This is a genomic window from Sporosarcina oncorhynchi, from assembly GCF_033304615.1.
Classification (GTDB): Bacteria; Bacillota; Bacilli; order Bacillales_A; family Planococcaceae; genus Sporosarcina; species Sporosarcina oncorhynchi.
In genome coordinates this window covers 1352560-1370552 of sequence record NZ_CP129118.1, presented here as the reverse complement: position 1 = coordinate 1370552, position 17993 = coordinate 1352560, and the positions used below count along the sequence as shown (strand labels likewise).

Here is a 17993-nt window from a genome sequence, read left to right as displayed (position 1 = left end):
GTCAAAAAAATAAAAAAAGGACTGCACGAAAAAATGCAGTCCTTCCAATATACGTTTAAGCTTAAGCTTCCTGAGCTTCAGGGTAGACGCTGACTTTTTTCTTGTCGCGACCAAAACGTTCAAAACGAACGACGCCGTCAACTTTTGCGAAAAGAGTATCGTCACCGCCGCGGCCAACGTTTTCACCTGGGTGAATTTTTGTTCCGCGTTGGCGATAAAGGATAGAGCCGCCTGAAACGAATTGTCCGTCAGCGCGCTTTGCGCCAAGACGTTTCGAATGAGAGTCACGACCGTTCTTTGTAGAACCAACACCTTTTTTCGATGCGAAAAACTGGAGATCCAAACGTAACATAAGTGCCACCTCCTATCGGTTGAAAATAATTTTTATATGTTGCCCGTAATCTTGTTCAATCGTCTGTAATGAAACAATCATCGCCTTCACGAGTAACTGGATTTCACTGTCCTTCTCCGATTCCGGAAAAATCACTTTCAAATAACCGCCGTCAGATCCTTGCTGGATTTCAGGTGTTATGCCAGTAAGCGAGATAATGGCATTGACAGCCCCAAATGAGACTGCTGATGCGCCTGCGCAGACAAGATCTTTTCCATGTTCAGCGTAATCGGCATGGCCTTTCATCTCAAAAGAGTTGATACGCCCCGATGCTTGTTCATCAATAATAATTTTGATCATGCCGGCTTACAGATTGATGCCTTCGATGACAACTTTCGTGTATGGCTGACGATGACCTTGCTTTTTGTGGTAGTTCTTTTTCGGCTTGTATTTGAATACAGTGATTTTCTTAGCGCGGCCCTGCTTAACGATTTTACCTGTTACAGAAGCACCTTCCACGAATGGAACGCCGACTTTCACGTCTTCTCCACCAACGAATAGAACTTTGTCAAATGTTACAGTTTCTTCAGCTTCACCAAAAACTTTTTCGATGTAAACCTCTTGACCTGCTTCAACTTTGATTTGTTTTCCACCAGTTTCAATGATTGCGTACATACTTGCACCTCCTCTATAGACTCAGACTCGCCTTCATAGGTGATCCATTCGGATGCTTGTACCTGATCAGTGCGGTTGTAGCACGGGTGCTACAAACAATAACATTAAAATATTACCACGCACAGACTTTCTCGTCAACTGTTTTCTTTTAAACGTTCGAACGCTTGCTCATATTTCCTAAACCTGAACGTTGTAACGTTTTGTATGAGAAGAAATATAGCTAAAGCGATGAACAACAGTGTATGGGGCAAACGCGGAATCATCAAGACAATTCCTATCGCCAAAAACGCGAGTGAGAATAGTAGAAACGAAGCTCTTATTGCGTATTTATTTTTTTCTGTCTCCAGCAATGTGCCAAGTGCTTGTCCACCGTCAAGCGGTAAAATAGGCAACAAATTCACAAATAGAATGACGGTCTGGATGCGCACAAGTTGCTCGTCACCAGGAAATGTGAGAAAGATGGAAAGCAAAAGAATGATTAAGGTAGCCATGGGACCACCTAACGCAACTATAATCTTTTGTTTTTTTGCATATTGAAACTTACCAGGTATATGCAATTCGCCGCCATAAGGCATGATTGTACACATACGCACTTTCATTCCGCTCATATAAGCAGCAATAATATGCCCAGCTTCATGAAGCAGTAGGGAGAGGAAAACAAGTGCGTAAAATGACAACCCTCCTGTCAACATAAGCGCCAGAAAAAATGGTACCAAAACAGGGTGAAGGCGGAGTTTCATTCTTTAACATCCGAAAAATACGTCGCCAGTACGGACGCTTCAAGAACAATCCCTTCCCGTTTCACTTTCAAATAGATTGCCTCTTCGTTCATTAATGCGAGCGTGTCCCCTTTTTTTACAGTCGAATACGGTAGTTTCTTAAATGATCCGACGAATCCATATGTCACTTCATCACCATCATCATAGAGCACCGTCACCGTTTTGCCAGATTGCCTTGTAGATCCTGTGAACACGACAAGACCGTCTCCTTGCGCTGTAATCGGCATTGCATTCATGTAGGAGACGATGACTCCATCTTTGTAGGGTTGCATCGACTCGTACGAAGCAAACGGCATTTCTTCTTCAGGACTTGCAGATACAACAATCTTGTCTTCATTAGGATCACCAAGAATCGAAGAGACCCACTTTTTCATGACGATGAAATCTTTCCCAGTCGTTACATATTGAGTGATTGGTTGGGAAGCGATACCCGTTTCCTCCAATTTTGCATATGTGAATACACCGATTGCAAAAAGAATCGCCAACACCCACTTTGTTTTCCATTTCACCCCGCCACACCACCTTTTCCATCAGTATATGATGGGTGGTGTATGAATATTATGGGCAAATGCCCGAACGTCCAGCAATATCTCTGGACAAAAAAATCCTTGACGGAAGTGTCAAGGACGGAAGTTTACTTATTTGGCGAATAATGTTTTTAATTTGCCGAAGAATCCAGGTTTGCCTTCATTCAAAGACATTAAAGGCACGGATTCACCAAGGATTCTGCGCGCGATATTGCGATAACCAATTGCCGCGGGGTTGGATGGATCCATAACGACCGGCTCACCTTTGTTGGATGAAGAAATGACATTTTCGTCATCAAGCACGATACCAAGCAAATCAATGGACAGATGTGTCGTAATATCATTGACATCCAGTGCATCCCCGCTGTTGACGAGTCTGGTTTTAATACGATTGATAATTAGTTTCGGTGGTTCAATATCTTCCTGCTCTAGGAGCCCGATAATGCGGTCTGCGTCCCGCACAGCAGAAATTTCCGGTGTTGTGACAACGATTGCACGATCTGCTCCAGCCACAGCGTTTTTAAAGCCTTGTTCAATTCCAGCTGGACAATCTATAAGAATATAATCATAGTCCCGTTTCAGTTCGGTGATGAGCGCTTTCATCTCTTCCGGCTGCACAGCGTTCTTATCCGTCGTCTGTGCCGCAGGAAGCAAGAAGAGTCCATCTTCAAAACGCTTATCTTTCACTAACGCTTGATGAACTTTACAGCGCCCCGAAATGACATCGACTAGGTCGTAAATGATCCGGTTTTCAAGACCTAAAATGACATCAAGATTACGCAGACCGATATCCGTATCCACTAAACAAACTTTTTTTCCTTGCAGAGCCAATGCCGTACCGAGATTTGCGGAGGTCGTCGTTTTGCCGACTCCACCTTTACCAGATGTTATGACGATTGCTTCTCCCACACTAGCTCCCCCCTTTAAATGTCGACAGATTAGGCCGGAGTATCCGAAGCTCTTGTAATCGGTCGATGGCAATGAACCCGTTCGGATGGATATATGCGCATTCCATCTCGGGTTGTTCTGACAGTATCGTCAGCTCATCAGTCATCGTTTCCAATTTGTCAGCTATCATCAGATGCGTCGCTTCAAGCCATGAAGCAGCGATTACAGCTTCTTCATTGCCGGTGGCGCCCGCATGAGCGATCCCTTTCAATCTTCCTAATATATAAATGCTGCCTGCCGCGACAACCCGACCATTCGGATTGACATCACCAATTACAACTAGATCACCTTCAGCTTCCACAATTTGCCCCGAGCGAACGATGCCAATATACGTTTCAGATTGGTTCTCCAAAACTTTACGGTTGCACTCTTCAATCGAAATAACCTCACTTTGAATTCTAGCAACTCGCAGATGCGGTGATTCGTGGACAATATTCATGATTTCCTTCAGTTCATCTTCATTGCAATAGCGATTGCCCGTGTGGATTCTCACTTCAGCAAGCCCTTCCAGACTATTTTCACTGACTTTATTGCGGAGTTCTGCAATCATGTCCGAGTAAGCGCATTTGTCGTCCAGTCGGAGGACAAGTCCTTCTTTTGTCCCTTTTATCGTAACATAGTGCTGTTTCGTCATTTGCGTCCCTCACAGTTTCTTGTTTATATACCGGCTAGTTGCTCACCGCTTTTAACGAAAAGTTGCTTAAATAGATAGCCGAACATCCCGACAAAAATCGAATTGGCGATCAGAGAAGGAAACAGCCGGCTCGTAAGGAAGTCGTCGAATCCGATCGTCGTCAACGAGATAAGACTCGCAAAGAAGTATGAAAACAGTTCCACCAATGCGATCATGACGATTGACAATGCCATCACGGTTAAAATATGCCTATGCACTTGCCGGATTAGTAAAGCGGTAAAATAGCAAATTACCGGATATAAGAAAGTATATACTCCAATAATATCAATGTGGTACATATCATACAAGAGCCCAAAGACGATTCCGTAAATGATTGCCTGTTTCCGACTGTAATAGACAGTGATGAAAATCAGGTAAACAATGACGAGTCTGGGCACAAGCGTATAGTCCATATCACCAATCGTCACGGGCGAAAACAGACTGAATATCGGTTCCAGATAAAATAGGACGACGGCAATAAGAGGGATTATGAATCTAGTCACGATTCATCCTCCCCTTCATCATTGGACGTATCTTTTCCATCCGTGCCATCATTCGTCATGGATACCCTCTTTGCAACCATCACATGGTCAATCATCGAGAAGTTCGCCGCAGGACGGATATACGCTAGCTTCGTTAAACCGAAATCGTCGGTGGACACTTTCGTCACCTCACCGATCAAGAGGCCTTTCGGAAAAATTCCGCCGAGGCCTGACGATTCGACTTTTTGGCCTTCTTTTATATCAAAATTCGAATCGATCCGTTTCATTATTAATTCGTCACGGTCGGCATCATATCCTTCAATTAGACCAAATATAGGCTTTTCTCCAGGAATGACAGCCGCAACCCGAAAGTTCGGATTCTCCGTCGACAACAATTCCACCGTCGATTTAAATTTCGCTTCAAGGACCACTTTACCGATAAGTCCGTTCGCGGTTATGACAGCCATGTTGAGACGGACTCCGTGTTCAGTTCCTTTATCGATAATGACTTTTTCTTCCCATTGATCGGGATTTCGTGAAATAACCGTCGCCTGAATGGGTTCGTACTCCCGAAGGCTGTCCTGTTTGCCGATGATATCCCTAAGCTTTGCATTATCGGCTTTTATATCGACCAATTCAGACTGCGTCGACGCGTACTCTTGCAATCTGGCTTTTAAATGCTTGTTTTCTTCGTATGTATTCAAAATTCCATCGATTTTGGCTAATGTACCTGTAAGGTAATGTGTCGGTTTCGAAAACAGAGACTGTCCGAAACCGACGACATCTTTCACAAGCTGTTCTGGAAGGGTGGCATTCTGCCTGTCCCGAAGTGAGAAGGAAATCAATGCCACAAGCACGATTACGCCTACAAGCAATAAAATTAATCGTTTATTCGAAAAAAATCGTGGCATTGCCTAAATCCTCCCTCAAATTACCTGACTTGCATCTTTTTAATGACTTCAAAATTATCAAGTGCTTTCCCCGTACCAATCGCGACACAATCCAACGGATCTTCTGCGATGAATACGGGCATATTTGTTTCGTCAGAAATGACTTTATCGAGATTTGCAAGCAATGCGCCACCGCCGGTAAGGACGATACCACGCTCCATAACGTCTGCAGAAAGTTCAGGAGGTGTCGCTTCCAATGTCTTCTTGACACCTTCAATAATTTGAAGGATTGATTCACGAAGTGCTTCAACAATTTCATCAGAAGAAATTTCAAGTGTCTTCGGAAGACCTGTCAACAGGTCACGTCCACGAATTTCCATCTTTTCAGGCGTGTCCATTACTCTTGCAGACCCGATTTCGATTTTGATCGCTTCAGCAGTCCGTTCACCGATCGTTAAATTGTAAACTTTACGGATATAACTGATGATTGCACCATCCATTGAATCGCCACCGATGCGGATCGATTCGCTCGTTACGATCCCACCTAACGAAATGACTGCTACTTCAGTCGTACCGCCACCTATATCGACGACCATGCTGCCTGTAGGTTCCCAAACGGGCAAGTTTGCACCGATTGCAGCCGCAAATGGCTCCTCAATCGTATACGCATCTTTAGCACCTGCCTGTTTTGCAGCATCCGTAACAGCACGCTGTTCAACAGATGTAATTCCAAATGGTACACAAACCATGACGTTCGGTTTTTTCCATGAACTGCCTGCAGCTTTTGTCGCTTCGCGCATATAATGCTCAATCATTGCTGTCGTAATTTCGAAATCGGCGATAACGCCGTCTTTCATCGGACGTGTCGCTACGATGGAACCAGGTGTACGACCGATCATATTTTTAGCCGCCGAACCGACAGCTACGATTTCATTTGTAATGGTGTTTTTCGCTACAACGGAAGGTTCCCGAAGGACAATCCCTTTTCCTTTAATAAACACTAATGTATTTGCTGTGCCGAGATCGATCCCGACATCTCTTGATCCAAATCCAAACAAATTTGTTCTTCCTTTCTATTCGACCGTCATAAAATGGTCTTCTTCAAATCATAAACCATATTATAACGGATTGGCGGACAAATTCACAGTGTCAATAGCAACAGACAAGATTTTGATGCTATCGCCATCCTCCCTAGATGCATGATTTAAAAGTAGCTGAAACCCTATAGGCATAGGGATCCAGCTACTATTATAGCAGTATAAGGAGGACCTCTTCCATGTCCAAAACAGGAGTTAATTGCTAATTCATATAGCCTTTTTCCTTAAGACTGAGGAACTTATGGTCACCTATAATAATATGATCGAGTAAATCGATGCCGATAATGGAACCCGCTTCGACAAGACGTTTTGTCACTTCGATATCTTCAGGAGAAGGTGCAGGATTGCCGGAAGGATGATTATGCGCCACGATAATGGATGCTGCAGAGCGCTTCACAGCTTCCCGGAAAATTTCGCGGGGATGGACAATCGAAGAATTCAAGCTTCCGATGAAAACGGTATGTTTATGCAACACTTCATTTTTCACATTGAGAAATATGACAACAAAGTGTTCTTGCAACAATGAAGTCATATCTGTCATCAGATAAGCAGCAGCATCTTCAGGTGACCGAATAACATATTTCCCTTCGGAATGTTTACGATAAATCCGTTTCCCCATTTCAGCTGCAGCGAGTATTTGAACAGCTTTAGCTCTTCCAATCCCCTTCACCGCTGTTATCTCTTCCACTGTCGCATCTTTGAGATCTTGTATTTTGTCAAACGACTTCAATACACGGTTCGCGAGCATGAGCACCGACTCATCCTTTGTTCCTGTCCTTAGCAGAATCGCAATCAATTCCTGGTTGGACAAACTTTCTGCCCCTTGCAGGATAAGCCTTTCACGAGGCCTGTCCGATACATGCACATCGCGGATCATCATTTGTCCTTTCATCTCAACAGTCATCGGTAAAGACACCGCCTTTCAGTTCGAGGAACCCTTCTTTCCGCATAACGTCAACGAACTTCGATAGCGGCAAGCCGACAACGTTCAAATAATCCCCGTCAATCTTCTCGACAAGCAATGCCCCTGTTGTCTGAATTCCGTAGCCACCAGCCTTGTCCATCGGATCTCCAGAATCGACGTAAGCTTTTATCAATTGTTCATCCAACGGTTTGAACGTTACTTTGGTCTCTTCAGAAAACGAGATAGTTCTTTCACCATACTGGAGGCAAATGCCCGTAAATACGGAATGGGTTTTCCCCGCGAAAGACGTTAAGAATTTCACAGCTTCTTCTGCCGTGGAAGGTTTCGGATATACGTTTCCGTTAAAGACGACGATTGTGTCTGCCGCAATGACAAGTGAGTGCTTTTCTGTTTCTGACACTACTTTTGCTTTCCGTTGAGCGAGCCGTTCCACATAACCGTTAAAATCCTCATCAATCAGATCAATAGCTTCATCCGCATTGCTTGGCAGAACTTCAAAATGGAAGCCGAGTGTTTGTAGTAATTCCTTTCTTCTAGGTGAACCGGAAGCCAATATGATCGGCACATTTGATACGAACTTCATTTGACTACCTCCTTTTTCATTACCATTATCATACGGCAAGAGGCAGCATTTGAAAATTTTCTAGAAAGGCCAAAAACTTCCCTTTGGTGAGTAAATTTTACTTAAAATCCGATTTTGACACAGCCATCCTTATGGGTATAATGCGACAACAGTTGCAACCGGATAATCTTCAAATCCGTTGAAAACGCCGTCACTGCAATAATATTCTTTCTGAACTCCGCTGATTTCTCATCTTCCAAACCATCCGTACCGGCAACTGTCAAAGTTTTAATTTGCGATAGCGCGGTTTCTGAAAGTGCCTTCTTCAACTTGCCAGCTCCCGCAGCCGAACACGCTGATGTATCAGCATAAAAAGGCTTTCGGAAAGAACCTTCTGCCTCGCTCACTTCAAATTCGCTTTCATCTAGACCGACAGCACTCCAAACATAAAACTGACCTTGCGACTCAATGACTGCCGCTTTCGCCAGCGCAGCATCCTCCGCTATGAATACTGCCGCTGATGCCGCAGATGAGAAGACACCATGTTGCTTGGCAACCAGTTTCAAAGGCTGCTCAGTGACTGGGTCTGCATCAGGTCCTGAAGTAGTCACCGTTTCACCCGGCTTTTCCACAGATTCGGTCACGGCATCCTTCTCCACTGCTTGCTGTTTGCCTTTACCACTCGTTCCGACAATAATAAAACCAACAATTGCAACAGCCGCTACACCAATAATGACGCCGTGGATCATCGCAGCCAAAACTGTCACTTTCGAATACTTTTTCCTGAAATTCAAAAAAGACCACCCCGTTTTAAGTAACCGTACCAAACGGGAAATGAAAAAGAACAAGACGGGTGTCGTCTTGTCCTAAATAATTTATCGACTTAAATGAACAAATGCATGTACCACTCGACAAAATCCGCTCCCCAGAAATAAGAAATGACAGCGGCAAGTGCAATGGACGGTCCAAACGGTACAGGTGTCTTCCGTCCTTTACCTGATTTCTTCAACATATATAAGCCTGCAACCGAGCCAATGACCGACGCCAAAAACAGGGTTAACAAAGTGTTTGCAGTACCTAGAACTAACCCTAGAACGAAGAACAATTTAATATCTCCGCCACCCATTCCACCTTTCGACACGACCGCGATTAGAAACAGTACGCCAAACCCAACAACAGCACCTAAGAGGCTATCCCACCACGGAGATATGGGGATGACTAGCCTTAGACCTAAAAGCGTGATAGCGAACGGCAATAGCACTTTGTCCGGAATGAGCATATACGCAAAATCGGAAACGGTAATGATAACGAGAAGTGAAATGAACAAAATGGCGACAATCAATTCAAAACTGAATCCAAGTTGATAATACGCCAAAGCGAACAGCGCGCCCGTTATAAACTCCATAATCGGATAAACGGGGCTAATTTTCGTTCCACAAGTCCTGCATTTCCCTTTGAGGAAGATGTAGGAAAAGATAGGAACAAGATCTTTCGGGCCAAGTTTACGCTTACAGTTCGTGCAATGCGATGGCGGTGAAACGATGGATTCCTTCTTCGGTACGCGCAAGCCGACGACGTTGAAGAAAGAGCCGAAGATGATGCCGTAGAGGAAGAATAAGGTCAGTATTACAATCTCCATATCTAGTTCACCTTCAATCTTTCATATAAAAGGTGGTCAGTTGAATTGAGGAAGATGCTGTTTCCAGCTGATCAATATTTATCATTTCCCCTGGCAAATTTAATTGAACCCCTTCAATAGTAATAATCCGTTCATGCTTTTCAATTTCTTCAATGAATGAATATAATTGTTCATAATCCTCATGGACAACTGAAATTTGTAAGGTTAAGAGTTGCAAGGTTGGAGGTATATCCGCAATCGTCATTTTAGTAACAGGTGGTTCAGATAGTTCAGTGGAGGAACCAGGGTTATTTTGATCTTCTATTCCTGTTTCTTCCACCGTCTCTGCAGACTCCTCCTCGTCAGCTTCCGAAAGCCCTGGCAACTGCTTATTAGTAGCAGACTCGTCATAATCGTTGAAAACGATTGATTGTATAACTGAACCAGTCGTCAATTCTGCTTCCTGTAATAATTGAATGATCATCTGGACATCTCGGTCTTTAGGCAACTTCGTAATCAGTTCCCTTTCATCACCGGAATCCTGTTCCCAACCTGAAGCTTCTAAGCGTGCCTCCAAAGCTCTCTTTTCCTGTTCCGCCGTCTCAATATTACTTTTAGTTGATTTTACAGAGTTTTTTAATGGTGATAAGAAATAATAAAAAGCAGAAAAAATCACTACAATCATTAATAGAGTTAAAAGAAGGTTCAATGTTCTTTTATTCGTATTCATCTTACTACCTCCTGCACTCTGATCTTGTTTGGATCAATTACCAGTGTGAAAGCTACTGAATACATTGGCAACTCTTCAAACATTGACGTATTATCCGTTGAATCACTGGAATTTTGAGTAAAGGAATTGATTTCTTGAATGGTAGCATCAACATAAAGTGGACTAGATTGTAAGGAAGACAAGAATAAGTTCACTTGTGTTTTATTTTCAAATTCAGTTTGCAGTAAGACACTGCTTTCTGAGAAATTCAGTTCTCTTAGATAAGCATGTTCAGGTAAACGTTTATTGACATCACTCATGATGGGCGTGACATCATAAGAAACATATTCAATGAAGTTTACCGCCGCAACACGTGAAGTGGCTTGATTACCCGTCTGTTCCTCTACCTGCATCTGTAAAACAGCAATTTCAGATTCAACAGTTTCTTTATACGCTTCAGCTTGAACTAGTTCTTGCTTAGAACTCATATACGAATAAGCTATGTATGCAGCTACCAGCAAAAAGACTGCAAAGACAGAGAACAGATAGATTCGATCCCCATTTGTCCTTTTCTCCCGTTTAGGCAGTAGATTTATATCTGCGATCATTCACTCTTCCCCCTTTAATGACAATCCGATGAGGGCGGCGTGACGACCAAACAAACCCGGATAGCTTCTGTTAACGAAACTGTTATCGATGACAGTAATGGCTTGTCCTTGAGCTTCTTGCAACTGTTCTTGAATATAGCGTAGTTCTGGGTTATCGCCCATTAACACAATTTCATCGACAGTTTTTTCACCCTTATGTAAGGAGAACTGATAAAAGTTAATAATTCGTCCAATCTCCAAAACCTGGTCAATCAGCTGATTCTTATAATCCATCTCATCACCGATATAAGAGAAGGTTACAAGCTGATCCGTTTCGCTTTCCACTTTCCAATCAGCTAGAGGTGCCTGGATTTCTTGGAACCGAAGGAATTCCAATTCGTCTCCTCCAAAAATTCCGATGGAAACGCCATTATGTATCCAATCCGCCACAAGAACCGTCTTTCCTTGTACCAACACACCAGACTGCAATAAAAATCTTGCATTTGCTAACATACGTACATCTGCAATTTCAGGCTCTAAGGACGCATCATCATACAAAGAAGCTATGCGACGCACATCTTGAGCAGGCGCAGCGTATAAAACCGCTTTCCCATCGTCTGAATTCGCATCGTGAATATCCAGAACTGGATTATCGAACGGCAAATGAATAGAGTGACCGACTTCCATCTGAATGAATCCAAGCAAAGAACCTGAACGCAAATCAGTCGGGACGTCAATCGGTCTCATCAACACAAATGGATCCGGCACAAAAAAATTAACCGGGAGTTTCTTCATTCCCCATTCACCTAATGTCGACTTGATATGTTCAAAAAGAGCAAGTTCATTCAAAATCTCACCGTTGTGAATAAGCCCTTCTTCAATAGCTGATTCATAAATTGAATAGTCACCCTGTGCGCTAGGATCTTTAATTAATAAACGAAATATGTAATCATTTAACTCGACAGATATAGGCGTTTTCTTACCTAATTTGGCAAACATGCTAATCCCCCTTCAGCTTTCAGTTCCCTTTTCCAACGAATGAGGATTCACTCGCTCGATAAGATAACTAAAGAAATGCGGCAGCAGGGGTGCTGCCGCTTCAAAAGTATTACTTACTTAGCAATTCATTCAACTTTGATTCAGCTAAAGGACTTGCTATTGATTCGTCCTTGTATTTTTTAGAATTGAAGTTTGTTAAGCCATTGTAAGTCACAGTCCAATTACCATCAGTATCTTTATCAGCACCATAATTTAACGTTGTACCTTTTTCCTCTTTGACATTTTCAACATATCCTTTCAAGTCATCTTTGTCACATGTAATAGAACCATCGTTACTTTCTTCACAAGCCCCATCAGTTGCAGCGATTTTAGCTCCTGCAAGGATGTTTGAAGCAGCTGCAAGTTTTGAAGAATCCTTAGAGTTATCAATAATATTCCCAATCGCCGGAACTGCAATTGCAGCAATAATAGCCAAGATAACAATAACAGCTAGTAGCTCAATCAACGTCAAACCTTTTTCATTTTTTAATCGCTTCGCGAAGAACTTTTTCATAGTATTACCTCCATTTTTGTGTGCACATCTCTTATCACTTGTTTCAAATCGTTTACATTCGTCCACTCTCTTTTTTCACCTCCTTTCAGTGTTTTAGACCTTTTAAATTTGCTCGAACAGACTGAACATCGGTACCATGATTGATAGAACAATCATACCGACTACTCCAGCGAGAATGACAATCATAAGAGGTTCAATTAACCCTTTTAATGTATCAACCGTCCTGTCAACATCCGCTTCATAAAAATCCGCTATTTTCTCAAGCATATAATCAAGTGACCCTGTCTTCTCACCAATCGCGGTCATTTGATGAACAAGCGGTGGAAATATCCAACTTTTCCGCAACGGCTCTGAAAGTGTCCCACCTTGTTCAAGGCTTGTCCTGGAATCCAGCACAACTTTTCCAACTACCGGATTCCCTACAACTTTCTCTACGATGGTCAATGCCTGCAGAATTGGAACAGAACTGCTGAATAGCGAAGATAATGTCCTCGTCATTCTTGCAATCGCGGATTTCTGTAACAACTTCCCGAAAACAGGTACTCTTAATAAAATCAAATTCACATTATAGTTAAAAAGACTATTATTCTTGTAAATATAAACAAATGTTACAACCAATCCGATAACTAACAATAATCCAAGCCACCAAAATTGTTGTATAAGGTCACTCAACGCCAGAACGAATAAGGTAATCGCAGGTAACTCTGCGCCAAAGTCTTCAAACATTGTTGCAAATTGAGGGACAACCGTCAGCATCAAGCCAATTACAACAATCACAATAACTACTAATAAGACGGCAGGATACATCATCGTCGACTGCACTTTCTTTTTCAACGTAAATTGTTTTTCGTAATAAGCTGCCAGTCTCTCGAGAGTTTCGTCAAGACTTCCTGTAAGTTCGCCCGCGCGTATCATATTCACAAATAACGGGGGGAAAACTTTTTTATGTTTATTCGCTGCATCTGAAAAAGGAATACCTTCTCTTATATCGGCTTCGACTGCAAATAATGAATTTTTCAATAGCTTACTGGGTGTTTGTGCAGCTAGTATTCCAGTTGATTCGACAATAGAGACACCCGCCCGCACCAATGTGGCAAATTGTCGGCAAAAAATGACAAAATCCTGGTTTTTGACCGATTCAAATAATGTAATATTTTTATGGAAAATGCTATTTGACTCAAGTATTTCCCGTGGATTAATTCCTTTTGTCCGTAATAGTTCAATAGCTTTCCCCTGGGTATCAGCTTGAATAACACCTTTTTTTAATACACCTTCCATGTTTCTACCGGTATAACGGAATGTTTTCATTCAAATTCACCAACATCCAAATACATTTTTGCAATGCTCATAGAAATAATTCCTTCTTTTAATAAACGCTGAATATCCATCTGCATCGTATGCATTCCTAATCCTTTGCTTGTTTGCAACACATTCGGTAACTGATGCACTTTTTCACTACGAATCAGATTTGATACAGACGGTGTTTGCAATAAGATCTCGGTTGCCGCAACTCTTCCTCTTCCACCAGCCCTGGCCAGAAGCCGTTGAGATACGATACCTAATATAACGTTTGCCAACTGTTGTCGTATTTGTCCTTGCTGGCCAGGTGGAAACACATCAATGATGCGATCGATGGTAGATGCAGCAGTACTTGTATGCAAAGTCGCGAAAACCAGATGGCCTGTTTCAGCAGCAGTCACGGCTGTGGAAATTGTCTCCAAATCACGCATTTCCCCTACAAGTATCACATCTGGATCTTGCCGTAATGCAGCACGTAATCCTTTTGCAAAACTGGTTGTATCCAAACCGATTTCCCGTTGATTTATGACAGAACGACAATTTTCATGCATATATTCGATGGGATCTTCTAAAGTAATAATATGTTTATCGAAATTTCGGTTTATATAATCTAACATTGCTGCAAGCGTGGTCGTTTTTCCTGAACCTGTAGGCCCAGTGATCAATACTAACCCCTGTTTGCTCTCAGCTATCTTTTTCAAAGTCGATTCCATTCCCAATTCTTTCAATGTCGGGATTTTTGATGGGATTAGTCGCAATGCCACGGCAAACGTTTGTCTCTGCTTGTATGCATTTACTCGAAATCTGCATATACCTTCCACTTCATAATTGAAATCCGTCTCACCTAGTTCATCAAGTTCCACCAATTTGCGTTGGGGAATGATTTCGTCAATCATTTCTAAAATATGAGTTGACGTTAAAACTTCATCACCTTGCTTTTTCAATGCCCCATCAATCCGGAATACAGGGGGCGAATCTACTGTCAAATGGATATCCGACGCATCCATATTAAAAGCATCGATCATTAAACCTCTTAATGAATTCATAGTTATCACAACCTTATTCTACTGTTGTCACTCTCATAACTTCTTCCAGAGTCGTCATTCCTTCCGCCACTTTATGTAATCCATCCTCAAGCATGGAATGAACACCATCTATTTTCATTTGTTGACGAATGTCATTTGTATTCATAGATGACATCATTATATTCTTGATTGCACGATTGACAGGCAAAACTTCTTGTATTGCAATCCTTCCTCTGAAGCCCGTATTATTACAAGATGGGCACCCTTTTCCGCGTCGAAGTTCAGTGACAACAATACCGTTTTGCTCAAAAAATGTACATGTAGCTTCGTCTGGTAGGAACGAATAACCACAATCTCTACATACACGCCTCACTAGTCTTTGAGCAACAATACCAACAAGAGATGAGGATAATAGGAACGGTTCAACTCCCATGTCATGTAAACGAGCAATTGACTCGACCGCACTATTTGTATGCAATGTACTTAAAACCAAGTGGCCTGTTAACGAGGCTCGCACAGCTATCTGGGCTGTTTCAAGATCCCGTATTTCTCCAATCATTACTACGTCTGGATCCTGTCGTAAAATAGATCTTAATCCTGCGGCAAAGGTCAATCCCACATCTTCACGGACGTGAATTTGGTTAACCCCTTCCAATTGATACTCAACTGGATCTTCAACCGTAATGATATTCACCTCATCTGTATTCAATGAACTTAATGCAGCGTATAAAGTCGATGATTTACCTGATCCGGTAGGACCCGTGACAAGGACAATTCCATTTGGTGCTTTTATCATTTTTTTGAAGCTATGTAAATTTTTTTCTGAAAACGCTAGTTTATCAACACTGTTTAAAGTTGAAGCCATATCCAGTATTCGCATAACAATTTTCTCACCGTAAACCGTTGGTAATGTGGAAAGTCGAATGTCAATTGGTTTAAGATTGACCGTAGTTTTAATCCTTCCATCTTGCGGGACTCTATTTTCTGTAATATTCAAATTCCCAAGTATCTTTACTCGAGCAATGATTACATTTTGCATATGTTTAGGGATTGATCGCTCATTACGTAGGACACCATCAACCCGATAACGGACACGCAGCTCATGTTCTTGGGGATCAAAATGAATGTCACTTGCATTTTGCGCAACTCCATTGGCAATAATTTGATTTACCAATCTGACAATAGGTGAATCTTCATCCATCAGTTCAGAATCGTCTTCTGTTTCGGTTGGTAAAGTACCAATTATTGCTGCATCCATTGATTGTTGCAAATCATAAAACTTAGTGATCGTTCTCATGATGTCTGTTTTCGATGAAATTCTTGGCTCAACTTGGTAGCCCGTCGCCAGTCTGATTTCTTCAATTGTGAAATAGTCCATCGGGTCAGCCATCGCAACAAAGAGTTTATTTCTTTCTCGTTTAAGCGGCATGACAAAGGCTCTTTTAGCTAATTCTTCAGGAACAAGCTTCAATACATCAGACTCAATTGGGATTTGATTTAAATGAATATGAGGAATTCCGAGTTGGAATTCAAGAACTTCGATCATCTGTTGTTCAGTTAACAAGTTTTGACGGATTAGATAATCCCCGATCTTTTCTTCACTTTCTTTTTCGGAAAGTGCCGTTTGTAGTTGATCGTCAGTTATGACACCCGATTCTACTAGAAGATCTCCAATCCGTTTCCTTTTCAACATATAATCGTCCTCCTATTTGCCACTAGAATTGATAGGCATTCCACTTTTGTCATAAATAACTGTGACACCTGAATCGTCATTGACAGATGTATCAACTTCTGAATCGTATTCGGATTGCTGTCCCTTAGATGGTTTTGTCTCATTATCCGGCTTATTATTGTTACCAGTTCCCACATTCACCGAGGGATTCTGTCCTTCCCCAGCACCATTTTGATTAGTTGAATCTCCATGAGTTTGACCATTATCAGCATTAGGTAGATTTGGATCTAATGTTGAATCAGTATCGATTTCATTATCTCCCCCCACATCTTGCTGAACTATAGATTTTAGAATCACCCGATGAACTGGTGGATAGAAATCTTTACTTAAATATTCGTCTTTTTCGAATTGCCCGCTCATGCTTGAAACTTTTCGATAGGACGTCACTACAAGTCCCGTCTCTCCAATCTCCTCTTCCACTTCATCCCCCGGTTCAAGGTCTTTTGAATAACGGATAATTGTTCTCGGCTGAACTTCATGCTTGTCCGTCTGGAAGAATTCTACTTTCACATCCAAAGGCATTGAATACAACTCAGCAACCAGGTTATCATCCTTAAAACTGAATTTCAGAGTCCCCATGACTACATTAGGATTCATAAAAACGAGATCTTTAGATTGCTTTTGATTTATATGAGCTTCAGTTCCAGGAGTGAACGTTTTTAAAGGAACAGCGGATGGATGTCTTTCTATAATTTCATAATTTGTTTGAATGAGTAAAGAATAGATTGTGGAAGCAATGAAATCTAATGATTCCTGATCCATTCCTTCAGTTTCCACTAAAGATAAAATTGAAATTCGTTCTCCAGGCATGATGGATAGTCCCGTTAACTGGTCCACCAATACATTGAGAGCCAATTTTTGTTGATTAAATTCATGTGTGGTCAAGGCGATTCGATCATCTTCAAGGATATCCCCTTCCAGCTGGACAGCAACAATAACATTACTCAGCTGAAGGCCAATCTCTTTCTCAATAACTTCCAATGTATCTTGTATCTTAATTGAAGGATCTTTTTTCAGTTCGTCGGAAACTTGTTGATTAATATAGACGGGCATCTGGATATCCACCCTATCAGGACTCTTCCAGAACAGATACCACGGAATTTTGGTTTCATGCATATATTCATTAATGGCATTTTCAATATCAAATTCGAATAACTCCGTATCTAAAACAGTCTTACCATAATCAGTTTCAACGACTAATGGTGTCTCTCTCCATTGTGAGACTTTTTCTCTGACAAGGACATTGATTTCATTACGGTCAGCTGTTTCAATTTCAACCCCAGCAATTGTAGATCCATTTACCGCCGCAACAACATGCTTGCTTGCTAATAAAGTTAAAAAAGAAAAGATTATGACGAAAGAAAAGATGAAAACCTTATTCTGACGATTGGATATCGACAATTTAACACACTCCCTCGACCTATGGATGGTTCTTTTAGATTACTATTTTATCTTAAAATAATTGAAAAGCTAACTTGCTATGTGACTTTTGAAACTTATTAATCTGTTGTTCAGGTTAATTATAAGTAATTAGATGGAGATTTACAAGCAAGTCTATGATAAAATATATTTAATTAATAGA

Annotated in this window: 22 protein-coding genes and 1 other annotated feature; all 22 genes read right to left on the bottom strand. The window is 41.7% G+C overall.

The window, feature by feature from the left end; translation table 11 throughout:
• Positions 1-61: 61 nt before the first annotated feature.
• The 22 genes from rpmA to QWT69_RS06325 all read right to left on the bottom strand — a co-directional run bounded on the left by rpmA (position 62) and on the right by QWT69_RS06325 (position 17812).
• Positions 62-352: a 50S ribosomal protein L27 gene (gene rpmA / locus QWT69_RS06430; protein ID WP_191692692.1), complete on the bottom strand. Its 291-nt coding sequence runs from the start codon at positions 350-352 to the stop codon at positions 62-64.
• Between the two features lie 12 nt (positions 353-364).
• Positions 365-691 (bottom strand): ribosomal-processing cysteine protease Prp, encoded by a 327-nt coding sequence (locus tag QWT69_RS06425; RefSeq protein WP_317970113.1) that lies wholly within the window; start codon positions 689-691, stop codon positions 365-367.
• A 6-nt stretch (positions 692-697) separates the two neighbouring features.
• Positions 698-1006 carry a 50S ribosomal protein L21 gene (rplU, locus tag QWT69_RS06420; RefSeq protein WP_317970111.1) on the bottom strand — a complete coding sequence of 103 codons (309 nt, stop codon included), beginning with the start codon at positions 1004-1006 and terminating at the stop codon, positions 698-700.
• 13 nt (positions 1007-1019) lie between these two features.
• Positions 1020-1093 (bottom strand) — a sequence feature (ribosomal protein L21 leader region).
• A 47-nt stretch (positions 1094-1140) separates the two neighbouring features.
• On the bottom strand, positions 1141-1746 hold the full coding sequence (locus QWT69_RS06415) for a site-2 protease family protein (protein WP_317970109.1): 606 nt from the start codon (positions 1744-1746) through the stop codon (positions 1141-1143).
• Positions 1743-2294: a peptidoglycan DD-metalloendopeptidase family protein gene (locus QWT69_RS06410; protein ID WP_317970107.1), complete on the bottom strand. Its 552-nt coding sequence runs from the start codon at positions 2292-2294 to the stop codon at positions 1743-1745. The genes QWT69_RS06415 and QWT69_RS06410 overlap by 4 nt, the downstream gene beginning before the upstream one ends.
• 129 nt (positions 2295-2423) lie before the next feature.
• Positions 2424-3221, bottom strand: coding sequence for a septum site-determining protein MinD (gene minD / locus QWT69_RS06405; protein ID WP_317970105.1), 798 nt, complete (start codon positions 3219-3221; stop codon positions 2424-2426).
• Position 3222: 1 nt separating this feature from the next.
• A complete protein-coding gene (gene minC, locus QWT69_RS06400) occupies positions 3223-3894 on the bottom strand; it encodes a septum site-determining protein MinC (RefSeq protein WP_317970103.1) in 672 nt (223 codons plus the stop codon).
• A 23-nt stretch (positions 3895-3917) separates the two neighbouring features.
• Entirely contained in the window at positions 3918-4436 is a 519-nt protein-coding gene (mreD, locus tag QWT69_RS06395) for a rod shape-determining protein MreD (protein ID WP_317970101.1), read from the bottom strand.
• Complete coding sequence (gene mreC / locus QWT69_RS06390) at positions 4433-5326, bottom strand: rod shape-determining protein MreC (RefSeq protein ID WP_317970099.1); 894 nt, start codon at positions 5324-5326, stop codon at positions 4433-4435. Before mreC ends, mreD begins: the two co-directional genes overlap by 4 nt.
• Before the next feature lie 20 nt (positions 5327-5346).
• Positions 5347-6363 (bottom strand): rod shape-determining protein, encoded by a 1017-nt coding sequence (locus QWT69_RS06385; RefSeq protein WP_317970097.1) that lies wholly within the window; start codon positions 6361-6363, stop codon positions 5347-5349.
• A 241-nt stretch (positions 6364-6604) separates the two neighbouring features.
• Complete coding sequence (gene radC, locus QWT69_RS06380; protein ID WP_317970095.1) at positions 6605-7306, bottom strand: RadC family protein; 702 nt, start codon at positions 7304-7306, stop codon at positions 6605-6607.
• Positions 7296-7910, bottom strand: a complete 615-nt coding sequence (locus QWT69_RS06375; protein WP_317970093.1) for a Maf family protein — start codon at positions 7908-7910, stop codon at positions 7296-7298. The genes radC and QWT69_RS06375 overlap by 11 nt, the downstream gene beginning before the upstream one ends.
• A gap of 101 nt (positions 7911-8011) precedes the next feature.
• A complete protein-coding gene (locus QWT69_RS06370) occupies positions 8012-8683 on the bottom strand; it encodes a hypothetical protein (RefSeq protein WP_317970091.1) in 672 nt (223 codons plus the stop codon).
• Positions 8684-8772: 89 nt separating this feature from the next.
• Entirely contained in the window at positions 8773-9528 is a 756-nt protein-coding gene (locus tag QWT69_RS06365; protein WP_317970089.1) for a prepilin peptidase, read from the bottom strand.
• Positions 9529-9541: 13 nt separating this feature from the next.
• A complete protein-coding gene (locus QWT69_RS06360; RefSeq protein WP_317970087.1) occupies positions 9542-10237 on the bottom strand; it encodes a hypothetical protein in 696 nt (231 codons plus the stop codon).
• Positions 10234-10824, bottom strand: a complete 591-nt coding sequence (locus QWT69_RS06355) for a PilN domain-containing protein (RefSeq protein WP_317970085.1) — start codon at positions 10822-10824, stop codon at positions 10234-10236. The genes QWT69_RS06360 and QWT69_RS06355 overlap by 4 nt, the downstream gene beginning before the upstream one ends.
• Entirely contained in the window at positions 10825-11802 is a 978-nt protein-coding gene (pilM, locus tag QWT69_RS06350) for a type IV pilus biogenesis protein PilM (protein WP_317970083.1), read from the bottom strand. It abuts the gene before it with no gap.
• A gap of 109 nt (positions 11803-11911) precedes the next feature.
• Positions 11912-12355 (bottom strand): prepilin-type N-terminal cleavage/methylation domain-containing protein, encoded by a 444-nt coding sequence (locus QWT69_RS06345; protein WP_317970081.1) that lies wholly within the window; start codon positions 12353-12355, stop codon positions 11912-11914.
• Between the two features lie 102 nt (positions 12356-12457).
• Positions 12458-13663, bottom strand: a complete 1206-nt coding sequence (locus QWT69_RS06340) for a type II secretion system F family protein (RefSeq protein WP_317970079.1) — start codon at positions 13661-13663, stop codon at positions 12458-12460.
• Positions 13660-14700 (bottom strand): type IV pilus twitching motility protein PilT, encoded by a 1041-nt coding sequence (locus QWT69_RS06335; RefSeq protein WP_317970077.1) that lies wholly within the window; start codon positions 14698-14700, stop codon positions 13660-13662. The genes QWT69_RS06340 and QWT69_RS06335 overlap by 4 nt, the downstream gene beginning before the upstream one ends.
• Before the next feature lie 13 nt (positions 14701-14713).
• Positions 14714-16372: a GspE/PulE family protein gene (locus tag QWT69_RS06330; protein WP_317970075.1), complete on the bottom strand. Its 1659-nt coding sequence runs from the start codon at positions 16370-16372 to the stop codon at positions 14714-14716.
• Between the two features lie 12 nt (positions 16373-16384).
• Positions 16385-17812: a VanW family protein gene (locus QWT69_RS06325; RefSeq protein ID WP_317970073.1), complete on the bottom strand. Its 1428-nt coding sequence runs from the start codon at positions 17810-17812 to the stop codon at positions 16385-16387.
• Positions 17813-17993 lie beyond the last annotated feature (181 nt).

Bases quoted from the DNA above. Each gene is read 5' to 3' on its own strand.
- QWT69_RS06355 (WP_317970085.1), bottom strand. From the start codon at position 10,824: ATGATCGCAGATATAAATCTACTGCCTAAACGGGAGAAAAGGACAAAT.
- QWT69_RS06360 (WP_317970087.1), bottom strand. From the start codon at position 10,237: ATGAATACGAATAAAAGAACATTGAACCTTCTTTTAACTCTATTAATG.
- mreC (WP_317970099.1), bottom strand. From the start codon at position 5,326: ATGCCACGATTTTTTTCGAATAAACGATTAATTTTATTGCTTGTAGGC.
- QWT69_RS06345 (WP_317970081.1), bottom strand. From the start codon at position 12,355: ATGAAAAAGTTCTTCGCGAAGCGATTAAAAAATGAAAAAGGTTTGACG.
- QWT69_RS06365 (WP_317970089.1), bottom strand. From the start codon at position 9,528: ATGGAGATTGTAATACTGACCTTATTCTTCCTCTACGGCATCATCTTC.
- QWT69_RS06330 (WP_317970075.1), bottom strand. From the start codon at position 16,372: ATGTTGAAAAGGAAACGGATTGGAGATCTTCTAGTAGAATCGGGTGTC.
- QWT69_RS06425 (WP_317970113.1), bottom strand. From the start codon at position 691: ATGATCAAAATTATTATTGATGAACAAGCATCGGGGCGTATCAACTCT.
- QWT69_RS06415 (WP_317970109.1), bottom strand. From the start codon at position 1,746: ATGAAACTCCGCCTTCACCCTGTTTTGGTACCATTTTTTCTGGCGCTT.
- rplU (WP_317970111.1), bottom strand. From the start codon at position 1,006: ATGTACGCAATCATTGAAACTGGTGGAAAACAAATCAAAGTTGAAGCA.
- QWT69_RS06335 (WP_317970077.1), bottom strand. From the start codon at position 14,700: ATGAATTCATTAAGAGGTTTAATGATCGATGCTTTTAATATGGATGCG.
- QWT69_RS06375 (WP_317970093.1), bottom strand. From the start codon at position 7,910: ATGAAGTTCGTATCAAATGTGCCGATCATATTGGCTTCCGGTTCACCT.
- radC (WP_317970095.1), bottom strand. From the start codon at position 7,306: ATGACTGTTGAGATGAAAGGACAAATGATGATCCGCGATGTGCATGTA.
- pilM (WP_317970083.1), bottom strand. From the start codon at position 11,802: ATGTTTGCCAAATTAGGTAAGAAAACGCCTATATCTGTCGAGTTAAAT.
- QWT69_RS06340 (WP_317970079.1), bottom strand. From the start codon at position 13,663: ATGAAAACATTCCGTTATACCGGTAGAAACATGGAAGGTGTATTAAAA.
- minC (WP_317970103.1), bottom strand. From the start codon at position 3,894: ATGACGAAACAGCACTATGTTACGATAAAAGGGACAAAAGAAGGACTT.
- rpmA (WP_191692692.1), bottom strand. From the start codon at position 352: ATGTTACGTTTGGATCTCCAGTTTTTCGCATCGAAAAAAGGTGTTGGT.